Source organism: Microbacterium laevaniformans, from assembly GCF_016907555.1.
Lineage (GTDB): Bacteria > Actinomycetota > Actinomycetes > Actinomycetales > Microbacteriaceae > Microbacterium > Microbacterium laevaniformans.
Window position 1 is genome coordinate 1,125,596 of the sequence record NZ_JAFBCE010000001.1, and the last position, 15,877, is coordinate 1,141,472.

Annotated in this window: 13 protein-coding genes; all 13 read right to left on the bottom strand. The window is 71.4% G+C overall.

Annotated features, from left to right (window positions below; genetic code table 11):
- Window positions 1–13: 13 nt before the first annotated feature.
- On the bottom strand, window positions 14–1,372 hold the full coding sequence (locus tag JOE53_RS05260; protein ID WP_204946985.1) for an RsmB/NOP family class I SAM-dependent RNA methyltransferase: 1,359 nt from the start codon (window positions 1,370–1,372) through the stop codon (window positions 14–16).
- Window positions 1,369–2,310 carry a methionyl-tRNA formyltransferase gene (gene fmt / locus JOE53_RS05265; protein ID WP_061683453.1) on the bottom strand — a complete coding sequence of 314 codons (942 nt, stop codon included), beginning with the start codon at window positions 2,308–2,310 and terminating at the stop codon, window positions 1,369–1,371. Before fmt ends, JOE53_RS05260 begins: the two co-directional genes overlap by 4 nt.
- Window positions 2,311–2,351: 41 nt before the next feature.
- The gene (locus JOE53_RS05270; protein WP_204946986.1) at window positions 2,352–4,358 is read right to left on the bottom strand and encodes a primosomal protein N' family DNA-binding protein; all 2,007 of its coding nucleotides are present in this window, start codon (window positions 4,356–4,358) and stop codon (window positions 2,352–2,354) included.
- Between the two features lie 8 nt (window positions 4,359–4,366).
- Window positions 4,367–5,560 (bottom strand): methionine adenosyltransferase, encoded by a 1,194-nt coding sequence (gene metK, locus JOE53_RS05275; RefSeq protein ID WP_204946987.1) that lies wholly within the window; start codon window positions 5,558–5,560, stop codon window positions 4,367–4,369.
- 119 nt (window positions 5,561–5,679) lie between these two features.
- On the bottom strand, window positions 5,680–5,934 hold the full coding sequence (rpoZ, locus tag JOE53_RS05280; RefSeq protein WP_005055218.1) for a DNA-directed RNA polymerase subunit omega: 255 nt from the start codon (window positions 5,932–5,934) through the stop codon (window positions 5,680–5,682).
- 219 nt (window positions 5,935–6,153) lie between these two features.
- Complete coding sequence (gene gmk / locus JOE53_RS05285; protein ID WP_204946988.1) at window positions 6,154–7,050, bottom strand: guanylate kinase; 897 nt, start codon at window positions 7,048–7,050, stop codon at window positions 6,154–6,156.
- Window positions 7,043–7,894 carry an orotidine-5'-phosphate decarboxylase gene (gene pyrF / locus JOE53_RS05290; RefSeq protein WP_197017295.1) on the bottom strand — a complete coding sequence of 284 codons (852 nt, stop codon included), beginning with the start codon at window positions 7,892–7,894 and terminating at the stop codon, window positions 7,043–7,045. The genes gmk and pyrF overlap by 8 nt, the downstream gene beginning before the upstream one ends.
- Window positions 7,891–11,205, bottom strand: a complete 3,315-nt coding sequence (carB, locus tag JOE53_RS05295; RefSeq protein WP_204946989.1) for a carbamoyl-phosphate synthase large subunit — start codon at window positions 11,203–11,205, stop codon at window positions 7,891–7,893. Before carB ends, pyrF begins: the two co-directional genes overlap by 4 nt.
- Window positions 11,205–12,473 carry a glutamine-hydrolyzing carbamoyl-phosphate synthase small subunit gene (gene carA, locus JOE53_RS05300; protein ID WP_233449490.1) on the bottom strand — a complete coding sequence of 423 codons (1,269 nt, stop codon included), beginning with the start codon at window positions 12,471–12,473 and terminating at the stop codon, window positions 11,205–11,207. Before carA ends, carB begins: the two co-directional genes overlap by 1 nt.
- Window positions 12,470–13,018 carry a PH-like domain-containing protein gene (locus JOE53_RS05305; protein ID WP_204946990.1) on the bottom strand — a complete coding sequence of 183 codons (549 nt, stop codon included), beginning with the start codon at window positions 13,016–13,018 and terminating at the stop codon, window positions 12,470–12,472. Before JOE53_RS05305 ends, carA begins: the two co-directional genes overlap by 4 nt.
- Entirely contained in the window at window positions 13,015–14,346 is a 1,332-nt protein-coding gene (locus tag JOE53_RS05310; RefSeq protein WP_204946991.1) for a dihydroorotase, read from the bottom strand. The genes JOE53_RS05305 and JOE53_RS05310 overlap by 4 nt, the downstream gene beginning before the upstream one ends.
- Window positions 14,343–15,323, bottom strand: a complete 981-nt coding sequence (locus tag JOE53_RS05315) for an aspartate carbamoyltransferase catalytic subunit (protein WP_204946992.1) — start codon at window positions 15,321–15,323, stop codon at window positions 14,343–14,345. The genes JOE53_RS05310 and JOE53_RS05315 overlap by 4 nt, the downstream gene beginning before the upstream one ends.
- Complete coding sequence (gene pyrR / locus JOE53_RS05320; protein WP_204946993.1) at window positions 15,320–15,859, bottom strand: bifunctional pyr operon transcriptional regulator/uracil phosphoribosyltransferase PyrR; 540 nt, start codon at window positions 15,857–15,859, stop codon at window positions 15,320–15,322. The genes JOE53_RS05315 and pyrR overlap by 4 nt, the downstream gene beginning before the upstream one ends.
- Window positions 15,860–15,877: the final 18 nt, after the last annotated feature.

Consider the following 15,877-nt stretch of genomic DNA (forward strand, 5'->3'; position numbering starts at 1 on the left):
GTCGGCGCCGCGATCACCGCTTGCGCAGCAGAGAGATCGACATCGCGTCCGTGCCATGGCGGTGCGGCCACAGCTGTGCACGGCCCGACCCGTCCGCCGGGGCGGCGAGGTCGATCGGATCCGTGGCGATCGCGGCGACGACGGCACGCGCGTCCAGCTCTTCGACGGCGCCGTCGGCGGTCCGCAGCGCGTCGGCCACGATCGCGGCTGTCTCCGCGAGATGCGGGGAGCAGGTCACGTACGCGACGACGCCGCCACCACGCAGTGCGGCGAGAGCCGCCGACAGAAGCTCGGATTGCAGCGCCGCCAGCTCGGGCACGTCGGCGGGCTGCTTTCGCCATCGCGCCTCCGGGCGGCGGCGGAGCGCACCGAGCCCGGTACAGGGGGCGTCGACCAGGATGCGGTCGTAGCGTCCACGCCCCGCGCGTATCCGGCCGTCCTCCTCCGAGACCGGGACCTCCAGAGGCACGGCGGACACGGAGTCCCGCACGAGCCCGGCGCGCGCGGGTGACAGCTCGTTCGCCTCGAGCGTGGCGCCGTGGGCGAGCGCCTCGGCGGCGAGGACGGCCGTCTTGCCGCCCGGGGCGGCGCACAGGTCGAGCCAGCGCTCGCCGTCGGCGACAGGCTGTGCGCGTGCCAGGGCCAGCGCGGCCAGCTGCGAGCCCTCGTCCTGCACCCGGACGAGTCCCCCGGATGCTGTGACCAGCGCCCCCGGATCACCGCCGGCGGAGCGGAACCCGAGCGGCGAGTACGGGGTGAACGTCGCCTCGGCGGGTCGCTCTGCCAGTCCGGGCAGCGCGGCGAGGGTGACGACGGGTGCGGCGTTGTCCGCCGCCAGCAGCTCTTCCAGTTCGTCCGCGCGCCCCTCGGCGGCCAGCGCCCGGCGGAAGGCGCGGATCACCCACGCAGGATGCGCGAAGCGCACCGCCAGGCGCTCATCGTCGGAGCGCGCGGCGGCGGCCAGGTGGTCGTCCCACTCCTGCGGCGTCCGCTCGCTGACACGGCGCAGGACCGCGTTGGCGAACCCGGCGGCCGGGGCGCCGACGGCCTTCCTCACCTGCCGGACCGTCTCGTTGACCGCGGCGTGCGCCGGCGTGCGCATCGCGATGAGCTGGTGCACTCCCAGGCGGAGGGCATCGCGCACGGCGGGATCGACGTCGGCGATCGGCCGGCGTGCGGCATCCGCGATGATCGCATCGTAGGTCCCGAGACGGCGGAGGGTCCCGTAGGTCAACTCGGTCGCGAGCCCCGCGTCCGGCCCGGTGAGCCCCGCCCGCGCGATCGCGCGCGGCAGCAGGAGGTTGGCGTACGCGTCGGTCTCGTCGACGGCGCGCAGGACGTCGTAGGCGACCCAGCGCGGCGACGCGCTCACGAGGCCACCTGCGCGCCCGGCAGCTCCACGCGGGGACCGTCGAGGCGCAGACCGCGCCACCAATCGCCCGCCGCCATCGCGCCCTTGCCCGCCGGCTGGACGGTCTTCAGCACGACCGTCGTGCCCTCCCCCGCCGCCAGCAGCACGTCTTTGCCCGAGACGCTGAGCACTCCCGGCGCGAGGTCGGTGTCCGGCCCGCGATGCGCGGCCAGGACCTTCAGCCGCGCGCCGGCGATGCCGACGTGGGCGCCGGGCTCGGGCGTCGTGCCGCGGAAGCGGTCCAGGACGACATCGGCGGGGCGAGTCAGATCGAGCGCGCCGTCGGCGATCGACAGCTTCGGAGCGAGCGTCGCCGCACCGCGCTGAGGGACGGCGCGCGCCGTCCCCGCGGCGATCTCGTCGATCACCCGGGCCAGCAGTTCGGCGCCCGCATCGGCCAGGTCCGTCAGAACCTCCCCGGCCGTCGCGCCGCGGGGGATGTCGTAGCGCACCTCGCCGAAGACGTCGCCGGCATCGAGTGCGGCCACCAGCTGGAAGACGCTGGCGCCTGTCGTGCGGTCGCCGGCGATGAGGGCGTGCTGGACCGGGGCGGCGCCGCGCCACCGCGGCAGGAGCGAGAAGTGGAGGTTGATCCAGCCGTGGCGCGGCACCGACAGGAGCGGTTCGCGCACCAGCCCGCCGTACGCGACGATGACGCCGAGATCCGGTGCGAGCGTCTCGACGGCGGCGGTGGCCTCGGCATCCAGACGATCGGCCTTGATGACCGGAACGCCGAGGCTGTCGGCGGCCTCGGCGACCGGAGACGGCGTCAGCACGCGCTTGCGGCCGAGAGGGGCGTCGGAGCGGGTCACCACGCCGACGAGGTCGTGAGCGGATGCCGCGACCGCACGCAGAGACGGAACAGCGGGCGCCGGGGTGCCGGCGAAGACGATACGCATGGGATTCCTCGGATGACGAAGGCGATGGTGGCGAGAGGACGTCACAGGTCCAGTTCGGGGACGTCGAGCCGCACCCGCAGTGTAGTGCGGGTGCCCGGGCCGCTCCGGTTCCGCGCGCGCTGGGCGGCACGCCGACCACGGAGCGCCTCGGCGACCACGGCGGCGCGGAGCGTCTCGGCGACGGTCCTGCCGTGCGCGTAGTCGAAGCGGACGAGCGCACGCACCAGATCGTCACCGACGGGCACGGGGCCCAGGATCGACCCGGGCGCCGCCGGGAGCGTCGGGACGGCGTCTCGGAGGTCGTTGAGGGCGCCCTCGACCGCGGTGAGGGTCCCCTCGACCGCGGCGACCCGGACGACCGGCGGCATCGCGAGCGGTCCGCGATCGGCCAGCTCCGCGCGCGCGTACGCGGGCTGCGTCCACGTCGCGAGAGCCCGCGCCACCGGACCAGCCACGCCGACGAGGTGTACGGGCGCGGACGGGGCGGCCAGGGCCGCGGCGTTCGACCACCAGCGCAGCGCCGATTCGCCGATGCGCAGCTGCTCGGCCAGCAGCATGCGATCGCCGTCCAGCAGGATCACCGCCCGGTAGCCCCCCACCGCGTGCGGTTCGGCGCCGCGTGTCGCGATGACGAGGGCGGGGCGCGCCTCGACGCGGGTGACGGGGTGGGCTCCGTCGGCGACGATGACGCGGGTGTTCGGGAAGGCGCGGCCGAGCTCGTCGGCGGTGCGCTCGCTCCCCGACGACGCCATGCGCAGCCTCGCGGCGCCGCACTGCACGCACGTCCACGCCGGATCGGATCGACCGCACCATCCGCAGTCGGGAGTCGCCCCCGGTCGGCGGGCGCGGAGCGGACCGGTGCAATGACGGCAGCGGGCCGGCGTGCGGCATTCGGCGCACACGAGCACGGGAGCGTAGCCGGGCCGTGCGACCTGGACGAGGACGGGGCCTTCTCGCAGGCCGTCCCGGGCGGCCGCAAAGGCGCTGGAGGGCACGCGTGCCCCGTGCGACTCGCCTTCGCGCGTCGCCGAGAGCACGACCGTGGGGCTCGCGCGGCGTGCCGCCGGCAGCTCGCGCACCCACCCCAGCTGCACGAGTCGCTCGACGTCGGTCGTGCGCGTATGGCCCGCGAACACAAGCGACGACCCTTCCAGCTCTTGGCGGATGAGTGCGGCGTCGCGAGCGTGTACCCCCGGGCTGAGCGGTTCGGCGAGCAGCGGGTCGCCGTCGTCCCAGACGATCACGCAGGCGGTGTCGTGCGCGGGCGCGTACACCGTCGAGCGGTTGCCGACGACGATGCAGGGCCTCGGGGTGCGCAGGCGCAGGTAGGCGGCGTACCGTTCCGGCCCCGAGCGGCGGGCGTCGTCGCGCACGATCGCATCCTCGCCCACGCGGGCGGCGAGCACCGCGAGGAGCTGTTCTTCGTCACGGTGATCGGGCACGACGACGACGGTGCTGCGGCCGGCTCCGAGCTGGCGCACGGCGATCGCCGCGAGCAGTTCGGCCCAGGCGCCGATCGGCAGCTCCGTGCTCGGGCGGGGCGGCGCATCGAGGGCCAGTCGCTCCGCGGCGGCGACGGCGTCGGCGAGCCCCGGGTACGGGCTCAGGACGGTGTCGGCCCACGCCGCGGCATCCGCGGTGACCGGTGATGCCGTCGGCGAGGGCTCCGTGTCGGATGCCGCCGACTGCGCCGCCAGCCATGCCTTCTCCGCCCTCACCATGCGCTTCGGGATGACGAGCCTCAGGATGTCGCTGGCGGAGCCCGCAGCGCGATCAGCGGCGCGCCGGGCGAGCGCGTAGAGCTCCGGGGTGAGGACCGGAACCGGCGACACGATCGCGTCGAGCGCGGACAGCGGGCGCTCGGGCGCCTCCGCGGCGACCACGTCCACCAGGTAGCCGTCGACGACGCGCCCCGCGGTGCGCAGCGGTACGCGCACGCGCACGCCCGGAACCGCATCGGCCACGAGCTCCGCCGGCACTTCGTAGTCGAACAGGCGGTCGAGCTGCGGCAGGGGCGAGTCGATGAGAACCCGCGCGACGACGATCACGGCGCGGCTCAGAGTCCGGCGGCGGCGCGCAGCTCCTCGACGCGGTCGGTGCGCTCCCACGTGAAGTCGGGAAGCTCACGGCCGAAGTGCCCGTACGCTGCGGTCTGCGCGTAGATCGGGCGGAGGAGGTCGAGGTCGTCGATGATCGCCTGCGGACGCAGGTCGAACGCCTCGCGGATCGCGGACGTGATCTTCTCGTCGGAGACGTGGCCCGTGCCGAACGTCTCGACGTACAGGCCCACCGGTTCGGCGCGACCGATCGCGTAGGCGACCTGCACCTCGAGCCGATCGGCGAGACCGGCGGCGACGGCGTTCTTCGCGACCCACCGCATCGCGTAGGCGGCGGAGCGATCCACCTTGGAGGGATCCTTGCCGCTGAACGCGCCGCCGCCGTGGCGGGAGGCGCCGCCGTAGGTGTCGATGATGATCTTGCGTCCGGTGAGGCCGGCATCGCCCTTCGGGCCGCCGGTGACGAAGGGGCCGGCCGGATTGATGACGTAGCGCACGTTCGAGACGTCCAGGCCGGTCGTGGCGAGCACGGGGTCGATGACCTCGGCCTGCACCGCGGCGCGCAGAGCGGGCAGCGAGATGTCGGGGTTGTGCTGCGTCGACAGCACGACGGTGTCGACGGTGCGGGGCACGTGACCGTCGTAGCCGAGCGTCACCTGCGTCTTGCCGTCGGGGCGGAGGAATCCGAGAGCGCCGGAGCGGCGGGCGTCGGTGAGCCGTTCGGCGAGTCGGTGCGCCGTCCAGATGGCCATCGGCATGAGCTGCGGCGTCTCATTCGTCGCGTAGCCGAACATGATGCCCTGGTCGCCGGCGCCGAGAGCGTCGATCGGGTCGTCCGAGCCCCCTTCCCGGTGCTCGATCGCGGTGTCGACGCCCGCGGCGATGTCGCTCGACTGCTCGCCGATCGAGACGGTGACGCCGCACGAGTCGCCGTCGAAGCCGGTCTCGCTCGAGGTGTAGCCGATGCGGTTGACGACACGGCGCACGATGCCGGGGATGTCGACGTACCCGTCGGTGCGGACCTCCCCCGCGACATGGACGAGCCCGGTCGTCACGAGGGTTTCCACGGCCACGCGACTGCCGGGATCGACGGTGAGCAGGGCGTCCAGCACGGAGTCGGAGATCTGGTCGCAGATCTTGTCCGGGTGGCCCTCGGTGACGGACTCGGACGTGAACAGACGCAGCGCGCTCATCGGGGCTCCAGACGACTTCGGGTACTCGACAATCATGCCCGTGATCTCCGACACGACGTCGTCGCGGTCGGGGTCACGGGCATGTCGACGCCATACGGCGTCATGATGTCAGGCGGGGATCACTCCGCCGCGCGCAGGCGCAGCTTGTCCTCGTGGATCTCGTGCAGCGCGATCGTGAGCGGCTTGTCCTCGACGCTCGAGTCGACGAGCGGACCGACGTTGTCGAAGAGGTTGCCCTCGTGCAGATCGGAGTAGTAGTCGTTGATCTGACGTGCCCGCTTGGACGCGTAGATCACGAGCTGGTACTTGGAGTCGACCTTGTCGAGCAGCGCGTCGATGGGCGGGTCGATGATGCCCTTGTCACGTCCGGCCATGATGAACCTCCAGGATCGAATGGCGGTGGGAAAACTCGCGGGGAATGCCCACGCGGGAGAAATCGTGGCCGCAGGATGCCGCGGCATCTTTTCATTCTATCAGCGCCGCGCCGGCGCCGAGCTCATCGATGTTTGCCGTTGCTGAATGCCGTTCATCCGTCCCGACACGCCGCTTCGGGGTGGTCGAGGCGGCGGCTGCGGACGGATGAACCCGCCGACTCAGCGCGCGAGCGCGGCGATCTCGGCGGCGGCGCGGGCGACGTCGTCGTTGACGACGCGGTAATCGAACTCCCCTTGCGCGGCCAGCTCGACCTTCGCCGTCTTGAGGCGGCGCGCCCGCTCCTCCGGACCTTCCGTGCCGCGCCCGACGAGGCGGTTGACCAGCTCGTCCCAGCTCGGCGGGGTCAGGAACACGAGGGTCGCGTCCGGGGCGGCAGCGCGCACCTGGCGGGCACCCTGCAGGTCGATCTCAAGGAGCACCGTGCGCCCCTCCGCCAGCGCCTTCTCGATGGGCGCGCGCGGCGTGCCGTAACGGAACGCGTTGTGGACCGTCGCGTGCTCGAGGAGGGCGTCGTCGGCGATGAGGGCGTCGAAACCGTCATCGTCCACGAAGAAGTAGTGCTCGCCGTCGACCTCTCCCGGGCGCGGTGCGCGCGTGGTCGCCGACACCGACAGCAGGATCTCGGGGTGGTGATCCTTGATGTACGCGGCGACGGTGCCCTTGCCGACGGCCGTCGGGCCGGCCAAAACGATGAGGCGGCTGCGGCCGCTGCGCGGCTGGAGCGGCGGGAAGCGGCCGTCGAGCCACGCCGTGAGCGCGGCGCGCTGGCGCGTCCCGAGTCCGCCGAGCCGCTTCACGGGCGCGATCTCGAGCTCGGCGAGCACGCGGTCGCGCTTGCCCTCGCCGATGGCGGGCAGCGCCGTCAGGAACTCGGTGATCCGCATCGCACCGGCGGGCGAGTCGGGGGCGTCGAGGGCGCGCTGCAGCAGTTCCTGCGGCGTGATGACGCGCATCGCGACATCGTGTTTGAGCGCGGCGCGCTCGCGTCGGGCCGCGACAGCGCGACGGGATGCCGCGACGCGGTCGACCTCGGGAGGAGTGCGGGAATCAGCCATGGGATCTTCCACGGTACAGCTCTGCGCGCTCCGCGATGCGTGCGGCGAGGCCCTCCGGGCCGGCCGAGAGGATGCTGCGGCTCTCGCTCGCGATGACGGCCGCGGCGAGATCGCCGAAAACACGCGGGAGGTCGGCCGGCTGCGCCCCCTGCGCGCCGAAGCCCGGCGCCAGAAGCGGAACCGGACGCTCGAACGCACGCAGCCCGAGCGCGGCGAGATCGACCGTCGCACCGACGACGAGCCCCAGCGACGCCCACTCGTCGGCACCCGTCGGATCAGCGGCGACGACCTCGGCGGCCACCGTCGCGGCCACCGTCTCCTGCCCACGCCGGGCGGACTGCAGTCCCGCGGCTTCGGGATTGCTGGTGGCGGCGAGGACGAAGACGCCCTTGTCGTGCGCGAGCGCGTACGCGAACGTCGACGACAGTGCACCCACGCCCAGATACGGGCTGACGGTCAGCGCATCGGCCTCCAGCGCAGAGCCGGGCGTGAGCCACGCCGCGGCGTACGCGTCCATCGTGGTGCCGATGTCGCCCCGCTTGGCGTCGGCGATCACCAGCAGACCCGCGGCGCGCGCCGCCGCCATCACCTCTTCGAGGGCGGCGTAGCCGGCCGAGCCGAATCGCTCGAAGAACGAGACCTGGGGCTTCACGACGGCGACGGTGGATGCCGCGGCATCCACCGTGCGCAGCCCGAACTCGCGGACGCCGGCGGCGTCGACACCGAGACCCCACTCGCGCAGGAGCGCTTCGTGGGGGTCGATGCCGACGCACAGGCGTCCGCGCGCCGCGACGGCCTTCTGAAGTCGAGAGCCGAACGGCAGTCGAGAACCGGACGAGATCACACGGCCGCCCGCTGCTCGGCGGCGGCGAGAGCGTCCGACCGGTCGCGCGCATACTCCTGGAGGCTGCGCACCGAGAAGCCTTCACGCAGGACGGGCAGTGCGCTCACGGCGGCGCCCAGGACGGCCATCGTGGTGAACAGTGCCTTGTCGGCCGCCACCGCCGCCGCGCGGATCTCGTACCCGTCGGCACGGGCGATTCCTCCGGACGGGGTGTTCACGACGATGTCGATCTCCCCGGCGTTGATGAGATCGACGACGTTGCGCTCGCCGGACTCCTGCGTTTCGGAGTACTTGCCCACCACACCGACGCGGATGCCGTTACGGGCCAGGATCTCGGCGGTGCCCTCGGTCGCGATGAGGCGGAAGCCGAGCTCCTGCAGGCGGTGGGCCGGCAGGATGACGGCACGCTTGTCGTCATCGGCGACCGACAGGAACACGGTCCCCGACGTCGGCATGCCGCCGTACGCCGCGGCCTGGCTCTTCGCGAACGCCGTCGGGAAGTCGCGGTCGATGCCCATGACCTCGCCGGTGGAGCGCATCTCCGGGCCCAGCACCGAGTCGACGGTGTGGCCGTCGGCGGTGCGGAAACGCTTGAACGGCAGCACGGCCTCCTTGACAGCGACGGGGGCATCCAGCGGCACGCGCGATCCGTCCACGAGCGGAAGCAGCCCCTCGGCCTTCAGCTCGGCCACGGTGGCGCCCGCCATGATGCGCGAGGCGGCCTTGGCGAGCGGAATGCCGAGCGCCTTCGACACGAACGGCACGGTGCGCGAAGCCCGCGGGTTCGCCTCGATGACGTAGAGGACCCCGGCCGAGACGGCGAACTGCACGTTCAGCAGTCCGCGGACACCGACGCCTTCCGCGATCGCATGAGTCGCGGCACGGACGCGGTCGATCTCGGTGCGACCGAGCGAGATCGGCGGCAGCGTGCACGACGAGTCGCCGGAGTGGATGCCGGCCTCCTCCAGGTGCTCCATGACGCCGCCGATGTAGAGCTCGTTACCGTCGTAGAGCGCATCGACGTCGAGCTCGATCGCGTCGTCGAGGAAGCGGTCGACCAGCAGCGGCTTGCCCTCTTCGATGACGACCTCGCCGGCGGTGCGGACGAAGTAGTCGCGCAGGCTCTCGGTGTCGTAGACGATCTCCATTCCACGGCCACCGAGCACGAAGCTGGGGCGCACGAGCACGGGGTAGCCGATCTCTTCGGCGATCGCGACGGCGCCCGCCTCGTCGATGGCGGTGTCATGACGCGGGGCGATCAGTCCGGCCCGGTCGAGCAGCTGCGAGAACAGCTCGCGCTCCTCGGCGATGTCGATCGCGGCGGGCGAGGTTCCCAGGATCGTGTACCCGGCCTCCTCGATGCCCTTCGCTAGGCCCAGCGGCGTCTGGCCGCCGAGCTGACAGACGACGCCCAGGATGGTTCCCGACTTCGCCTCGGCGTGCAGCACTTCGAGCACGTCCTCCAGCGTCAGCGGCTCGAAGTAGAGCCGGTCGCTCGTGTCGTAGTCGGTCGACACCGTCTCCGGGTTGCAGTTGACCATGATCGTCTCGTAGCCGGCATCCGAGAGGGCGAAGGAGGCGTGCACGCAGGAGTAGTCGAACTCGACGCCCTGACCGATGCGGTTGGGCCCCGAGCCGATGATGACGACCTTGGTGCGCTCGCTCGGCGTGACTTCGGTCTCGTGGTCGTAGCTCGAGTAGTGGTACGGCGTGAGCGCCGGGAACTCCCCCGCGCACGTGTCGACCGTCTTGTACACCGGGCGGATGCCGAGGCCATAGCGCACTCCGCGGATCTCCGCCTCCGTGACGCCGCGCAGCTGCGCGAGTTGGGCGTCGCTGAAGCCGTGCTCCTTCGCGAGACGCAGCGTCGCGGCATCCAGCTCGGGCGCCGCCTGCACGAACGCAGCGACCTCGTTGATGAGGGCCATCTGGTCCAGGAACCACGGGTCGATCTTGGTGGCCTCGAAGGCCTGCGCGATCGTGGCGCCCTTGCGCATCGCCTGCTGGAGCGTCACGATGCGGCCGTCGGTCGGCGTCTTCGCGATCTCCAGCAGCTCCTCCACCGAGCGGGGCTCCTCGCCCCAGTGGAAGCTCGATCCCCGCTTCTCCAGCGAGCGCAGCGCCTTCTGCAACGCCGTCGTGTAGTTGCGGCCGATGGCCATCGCCTCGCCGACCGACTTCATGGTGGTGGTCAGCGTCGCGTCGGCGTTCGGGAACTTCTCGAAGTTGAAGCGGGGCACCTTGACGACGACGTAGTCGAGCGTCGGCTCGAAGCTCGCCGGCGTCGCCTGGGTGATGTCGTTGGGAACCTCGTCGAGGCGGTAGCCGATGGCGAGCTTCGCGGCGAGCTTGGCGATCGGGAATCCCGTCGCCTTCGACGCGAGCGCCGACGAGCGCGAGACGCGCGGGTTCATCTCGATGACGATGATGCGTCCGGATGCCGGGTCGACGGCGAACTGGATGTTGCAGCCGCCGGTGTCCACGCCGACGGCGCGGATGATGTCGATGCCGATGTCACGGAGCTTCTGGTACTCGCGGTCGGTGAGGGTCAGCGCGGGCGCCACCGTGATCGAGTCGCCCGTGTGCACGCCGACGGGGTCGACGTTCTCGATCGAGCAGACGACGACGGTGTTGTCGGCCATGTCGCGCATGAGCTCGAGCTCGTACTCCTTCCACCCGAGGATCGACTCCTCCAGGAGCACCTCGGTGGTCGGCGAGTCGCGCAGGCCGGCGCCGCCGATGCGGCGGAGGTCGTCCTCGTCGTAGGCGAAGCCCGAGCCGAGGCCGCCCATTGTGAACGAGGGCCGCACGACGAGGGGGTAGCCGAGCTCGGCGGCGCCGGCGATCAGGTCGTCCATCGTGTGGCAGATGACGCTGCGGGCGACGTCGGCACCGGCATCCAGCACGAGCTGCTTGAAGATCTGACGGTCCTCACCCTTGCGGATGGCGTCGACCTTGGCGCCGATGAGCTCGACGTCGTACTTTTCGAGGATCCCCTGCTCGTGAAGGGCCATCGCCGCGTTGAGGGCCGTCTGTCCGCCGAGGGTCGGCAGGATCGCGTCCGGCTTCTCCTTCTGGATGATCGTTTCGATCACGGCGGGCGTGATGGGTTCGATGTAGGTCGCGTCCGCGAAGTCGGGGTCGGTCATGATCGTCGCCGGGTTCGAGTTCACGAGGATGACGCGCACGCCCTCCTCGCGCAGCACGCGGCAGGCCTGGGTTCCCGAGTAGTCGAATTCACAGGCTTGACCGATCACGATCGGGCCGGAGCCGATGACGAGGACGCTCTTGATGTCGTCGCGCTTGGGCATCAGTTCTTGCCCTCTCCTTCGTGTCCCACTTCTTGCTGTGCGTGTCCCACTTCTGTCCCTTGATGTCCCGATTGGTGCTCTCCGGAGCCTGCGGAGGCAGCAGAAAGTGGGACATGGCTGGATGCCGCGGCGCGGTGCGACCGCACCATGTCGGCGAAGCGGTCGAAGAGGTAGTTGGCGTCGTGCGGGCCGCCGGCGGCCTCGGGGTGGTACTGCACGCTGAACGCCGGGATGTCGAGGGCGCGCAGCCCCTCGACGACGTTGTCGTTGAGCCCGACGTGGCTCACCTCGACGCGGCCGTAGCCGTTCGGGCTGAGGGTCTCGCCCTCCAGCGGTGCATCGACGGCGAAGCCGTGGTTGTGGGCGGTGATCTCCACCCGGCCGGTCTGCTTGTCGAGCACCGGCTGGTTGATGCCGCGGTGTCCGAACGGCAGCTTGTAGGTGCCGAAGCCGAGGGCGCGGCCGAGCAGCTGGTTGCCGAAGCAGATGCCGAAGAAGGGCAGGCCGTCGTCGAGCACGTTGCGCAGCAGCGTGACGTGGTCGTCGGATGCCGCCGGGTCACCCGGACCGTTCGAGTAGAACACCGCCACCGGATCGATCGCGCGGATCTCGTCGATCGTGACCGACTGCGGCAGCACGTGCACGTCGAACCCGCGGGCCGCGAGGTTCAGCACGGTCGCGCGCTTGACACCGAGATCGAGGACCGCGAGCGCGCCGAGGCGTTCGACGTTCTCTGCTGCGGGCGTGACCTCGACCTCGCGGACCGACACCTCAGCCGACAGGTTCTGTCCCGCCATCTGCGGTGCCTCCCGCACGATGCGCAGCTGCTCCTCGGGGTCGAGCGTCGCGGCCTCTCCGGAGAACACGCCGCCGCGCATGGAACCCGACGAGCGCAGTACGCGCGTGACCGCGCGGGTGTCGACGCCGGCGATGCCGACGATGCCGTCGCGCACGAGCGCGTCGTCGAGCGACTCGTCGGCGCGCCAGTTGGACACGACACGCGAGGGGTCGCGCACGATGTAGCCGGCGACCCAGATGCGGCGCGACTCGGGGTCTTCGCCGTTCATGCCGGTGTTGCCGATGTGCGGCGCGGTCTGCAGGACGATCTGTCCCGCGTAGGAGGGGTCGGTGAGCGTCTCCTGGTATCCGGTCATCCCGGTGGAGAAGACCACCTCGCCGAGAGTGGTGCCCCGCGCGCCGTACGCGCGTCCGGGGTGGCGTGAACCGTCTTCGAGGACGAGGACGGCGGGGTCGAGCAAGAAGGTCATGCGGCGTTTCCCGTCGAAGGTGTGGAGGTCTGATCTGTCGCGGTGGAGGGCGGCAGGATGGCGGTGATCGCAGCGGCGAGCCCCTGAGCGGACTGGTCCTGCGGGCGGAGGTAGCTGTCGACCGTCTCGGACGTTCCGTCGGTGCGCTCGGCGCGCCACGAGAGGCGGACGAGACCGCCCGGCTCGACGACGCGGTCGATGGCCGTGGTGGCCAGGCCGACCGAGTCGATGCTCGCGGTGGCGACGAACATCCGCGGCTGACCGACGAGGTCGAGCGCGACGCCCCGGTCGGTGACCGTGACGTCGACGCGAGAGCGGAAGCCCAGTCCGCGGATGGCGAGCCGTTCGAGCGCGTCGCCGTGCCTGGTCGTGGCGACGTAGAAGCCGGTCGCCACGGTCTGGACGGCGGCGGCATCCGGCACCTCCCCGAAGGGGGCGGTGATCCCGGCATCCCGCCGCGATCGTCGTCGCCAGGCGAATGCTCCCAGCGCCAGCAGGGCGACTGCGACGGCGATCATGACGAGAAGGGCACCTTCGCGGTTCATGCGCGCTCCTCCCCCATGGTCGGGGCCACGACGCCGTCGGTGACCGTCGCGGCTCCGCGGAAGAACGTCCACCGCACCTCGCCGGGAAGCTCCCGTCCGAGGTAGGGCGAGTTGATGCTGCGTCCCCTCAGGTCGTCGCGGCCGAACGTCCGCACCGGGGCGGGGTCGTACAGCGTGAGGGATGCCGCAGCTCCCACCGCCAGCGGCGTGCCGGCGTCGTCGAGCCGTCCGATGCGCGCCGGGGCGGCCGACATCACGCGGGCCACGTCGTCCCAGGACAGCATCCCCGTCTGCACCATCGCCTGGTGCACGACGCGCAGGGCGGATTCCAGCCCGACCATGCCGTTGGCCGCCGCCTGCCACTCGCACGACTTCGCCTCCGCCGGATGCGGCGCGTGGTCGGTCGCGACGATGTCGATCGTGCCGTCCGCGAGGCCTTCGCGCACCGCCTGCACGTCCTCGTCGCGCCGCAGCGGCGGATTGACCTTGTAGCGGGCGTCATAGCCGCGCACGAGCTCCTCGGTCAGCAGCAGGTGGTGGGGGGTGACTTCGGCGGTCACGTTCACCCCGCGCTTCTTGGCCCAGCGGATGATGTCGACCGAACCGGCCGTCGAGAGGTGGCACACGTGCAGGCGCGAGCCCACGTGCTCGGCGAGAAGGACGTCACGGGCGATGATCGACTCCTCGGCGACCGCCGGCCATCCGGTCAGGCCGAGCTCGGCCGACACGGAGCCCTCGTTCATCTGGGCGCCCTCGGTCAAGCGGGGGTCCTGCGCGTGCTGGGCGACGACGCCGTCGAATGCCTTCACGTATTCGAGTGCGCGACGCATGATGAGCGGGTCGAAGACGCAGAAGCCGTCGTCGCTGAAGACGCGCACGCGGGCCCGCGAGGACGCCATCGCACCGAGCTCCGCGAGCCGCTCGCCCTTCTGGCCGACGGTCACGGCGCCGATCGGCTGCACGTGCACGTAGCCGGCCGCTTCGCCGAGGGCGAGCTCCTGCTCGACGACGCCGGCGGTGTCGGCGACGGGCGAGGTGTTCGGCATGGCGAAAACGGTCGTGAAGCCACCGGCGGCCGCGGCGCGCGAGCCGGTGAGCACCGTCTCCGACGCCTCGTAGCCGGGCTCGCGCAAGTGCACGTGCAGATCGACCAGGCCCGGCAGGGCGATCAGGCCGTCGGCATCCACGATGTCGGCGCCGGCGCGGCTCAGGCCGCTGCCGACCTGACTGATCCGGCCGTCTTCGAGAAGGAGATCCGTCGTCGCCCCGTCGCCGATACGGGCCCCGCGGATGATCGTCGCGCGCGCAGAGGGGTGTCGAACCGTCACGGGGTGTGCTCCTCTGCGTTCGTGTCGCGCTCGCCGGAACGTTCTCCGGCCAGCACCAGGTACAGCACCGCCATCCGCACCGACACGCCGTTCGCGACCTGCTCGAGCACGGTCGATCGGGGGGAATCGGCGGCGTCGGCGGAGATCTCCAAGCCCCGGTTCATGGGGCCCGGGTGCATCACAATGCTACCGTCCGCCAGAGTGGCCAGACGCCTCGCGTCCAGTCCCCATCGACGGGAATACTCCCGTTCAGTCGGGAAATACGCCGCGCTCATGCGTTCCAGCTGGATTCGCAGCATCATGACGGCGTCGGGGCGTGCCGCCAGTGCCTCGTCGAGGTCGTAGACGACGCGAGCCGGCCATCGCGACACGTCCTGTGGAACCAGCGTCGGCGGAGCGACGAGGGTGACCTGGGCCCCGAGCGTGTGCAGCAGCCACACGTTGGAGCGGGCGACGCGCGAGTGCAGGATGTCCCCCACGATCGCGACCCGCACACCGGCGAGGTCGCGGCCTCGGCTGTCGTCGCCGAAGCGGCGCTTGCGGATGGTGAACGCGTCCAGGAGCGCCTGTGTCGGGTGCTCGTGGGTGCCGTCTCCGGCGTTGACGACGCCGGCGGTGATCCATCCGCTGGTCGCGAGCGTCTGCGGAGCACCGGAGGCGCCGTGACGGATGACCACGGCATCCGCCCCCATCGCCTGCAGCGTCTGGGCGGTGTCCTGCAGCGACTCCCCCTTGCTGACGCTGGAGCCCTTGGCGGAGAAGTTGATCACGTCGGCCGACAGGCGCTTGGCCGCTGCCTCGAACGAGATGCGGGTGCGGGTGGAATCCTCGAAGAAGAGGTTGACGATCGTCTTGCCGCGCAGGGTCGGCAGCTTCTTGATCTCGCGCGACTGGGTGTCGCGCATGTCCTCGGCGACGTCGAGGATGCGCAGGGCATCCTCTCGGGAGAGCGTCCGGGTGTCGAGCAGGTGCCTCATGACGCGATCGTCACCTCTTCGATGCCGTCGACGTCGGCCAGGTGCACGTTGACGCGCTCGCTGCGCGCGCTCGGGAGGTTCTTGCCGACGAAGTCGGGCCGGATCGGCAGCTCGCGGTGCCCGCGGTCGACGAGGATCGCGAGCCGCACGGCGGCCGGCCGCCCGATGTCGCCGAGCGCGTCGAGGGCCGCACGGATGCTGCGTCCGGAGAAGAGCACGTCGTCGACCAGGACGATGGTCTTGCCGTCGACGCCTCCGGCCGGGATCTGCGTCGGGCGGGGAGTCCGCGTGGGATTGCGGTGCAGGTCGTCGCGGTACATCGTGACGTCGAGGGCACCGACCGGCACGGAGGTGCCGGAGATGTCGCCGAGGAGAGCGCCGATGCGTCCGGCGAGCGTCACTCCCCGGGTCGGGATGCCGAGGAGGACGAGATCATCGGCCCCCTTGTTGGACTCCAGGATCTCGTGGGAGATCCGAGTCAGTGCGCGGGCGATGTCGGCTGTCTGCATCACGGTACGCGTGTTACCGGTGCTCATCCGCCGCTCCCTTCTCCG

Excerpts from the sequence above, each read along its gene's own strand:
- fmt (WP_061683453.1), bottom strand. The coding sequence starts at position 2,310 with ATGCGTATCGTCTTCGCCGGCACCCCGGCGCCCGCTGTTCCGTCTCTG.
- metK (WP_204946987.1), bottom strand. The coding sequence starts at position 5,560 with ATGAGCGCGCTGCGTCTGTTCACGTCCGAGTCCGTCACCGAGGGCCAC.
- rpoZ (WP_005055218.1), bottom strand. The coding sequence starts at position 5,934 with ATGGCCGGACGTGACAAGGGCATCATCGACCCGCCCATCGACGCGCTG.
- gmk (WP_204946988.1), bottom strand. The coding sequence starts at position 7,050 with ATGGCTGATTCCCGCACTCCTCCCGAGGTCGACCGCGTCGCGGCATCC.
- carB (WP_204946989.1), bottom strand. The coding sequence starts at position 11,205 with ATGCCCAAGCGCGACGACATCAAGAGCGTCCTCGTCATCGGCTCCGGC.
- carA (WP_233449490.1), bottom strand. The coding sequence starts at position 12,473 with ATGACCTTCTTGCTCGACCCCGCCGTCCTCGTCCTCGAAGACGGTTCA.
- JOE53_RS05305 (WP_204946990.1), bottom strand. The coding sequence starts at position 13,018 with ATGAACCGCGAAGGTGCCCTTCTCGTCATGATCGCCGTCGCAGTCGCC.
- JOE53_RS05315 (WP_204946992.1), bottom strand. The coding sequence starts at position 15,323 with ATGAGGCACCTGCTCGACACCCGGACGCTCTCCCGAGAGGATGCCCTG.
- pyrR (WP_204946993.1), bottom strand. The coding sequence starts at position 15,859 with ATGAGCACCGGTAACACGCGTACCGTGATGCAGACAGCCGACATCGCC.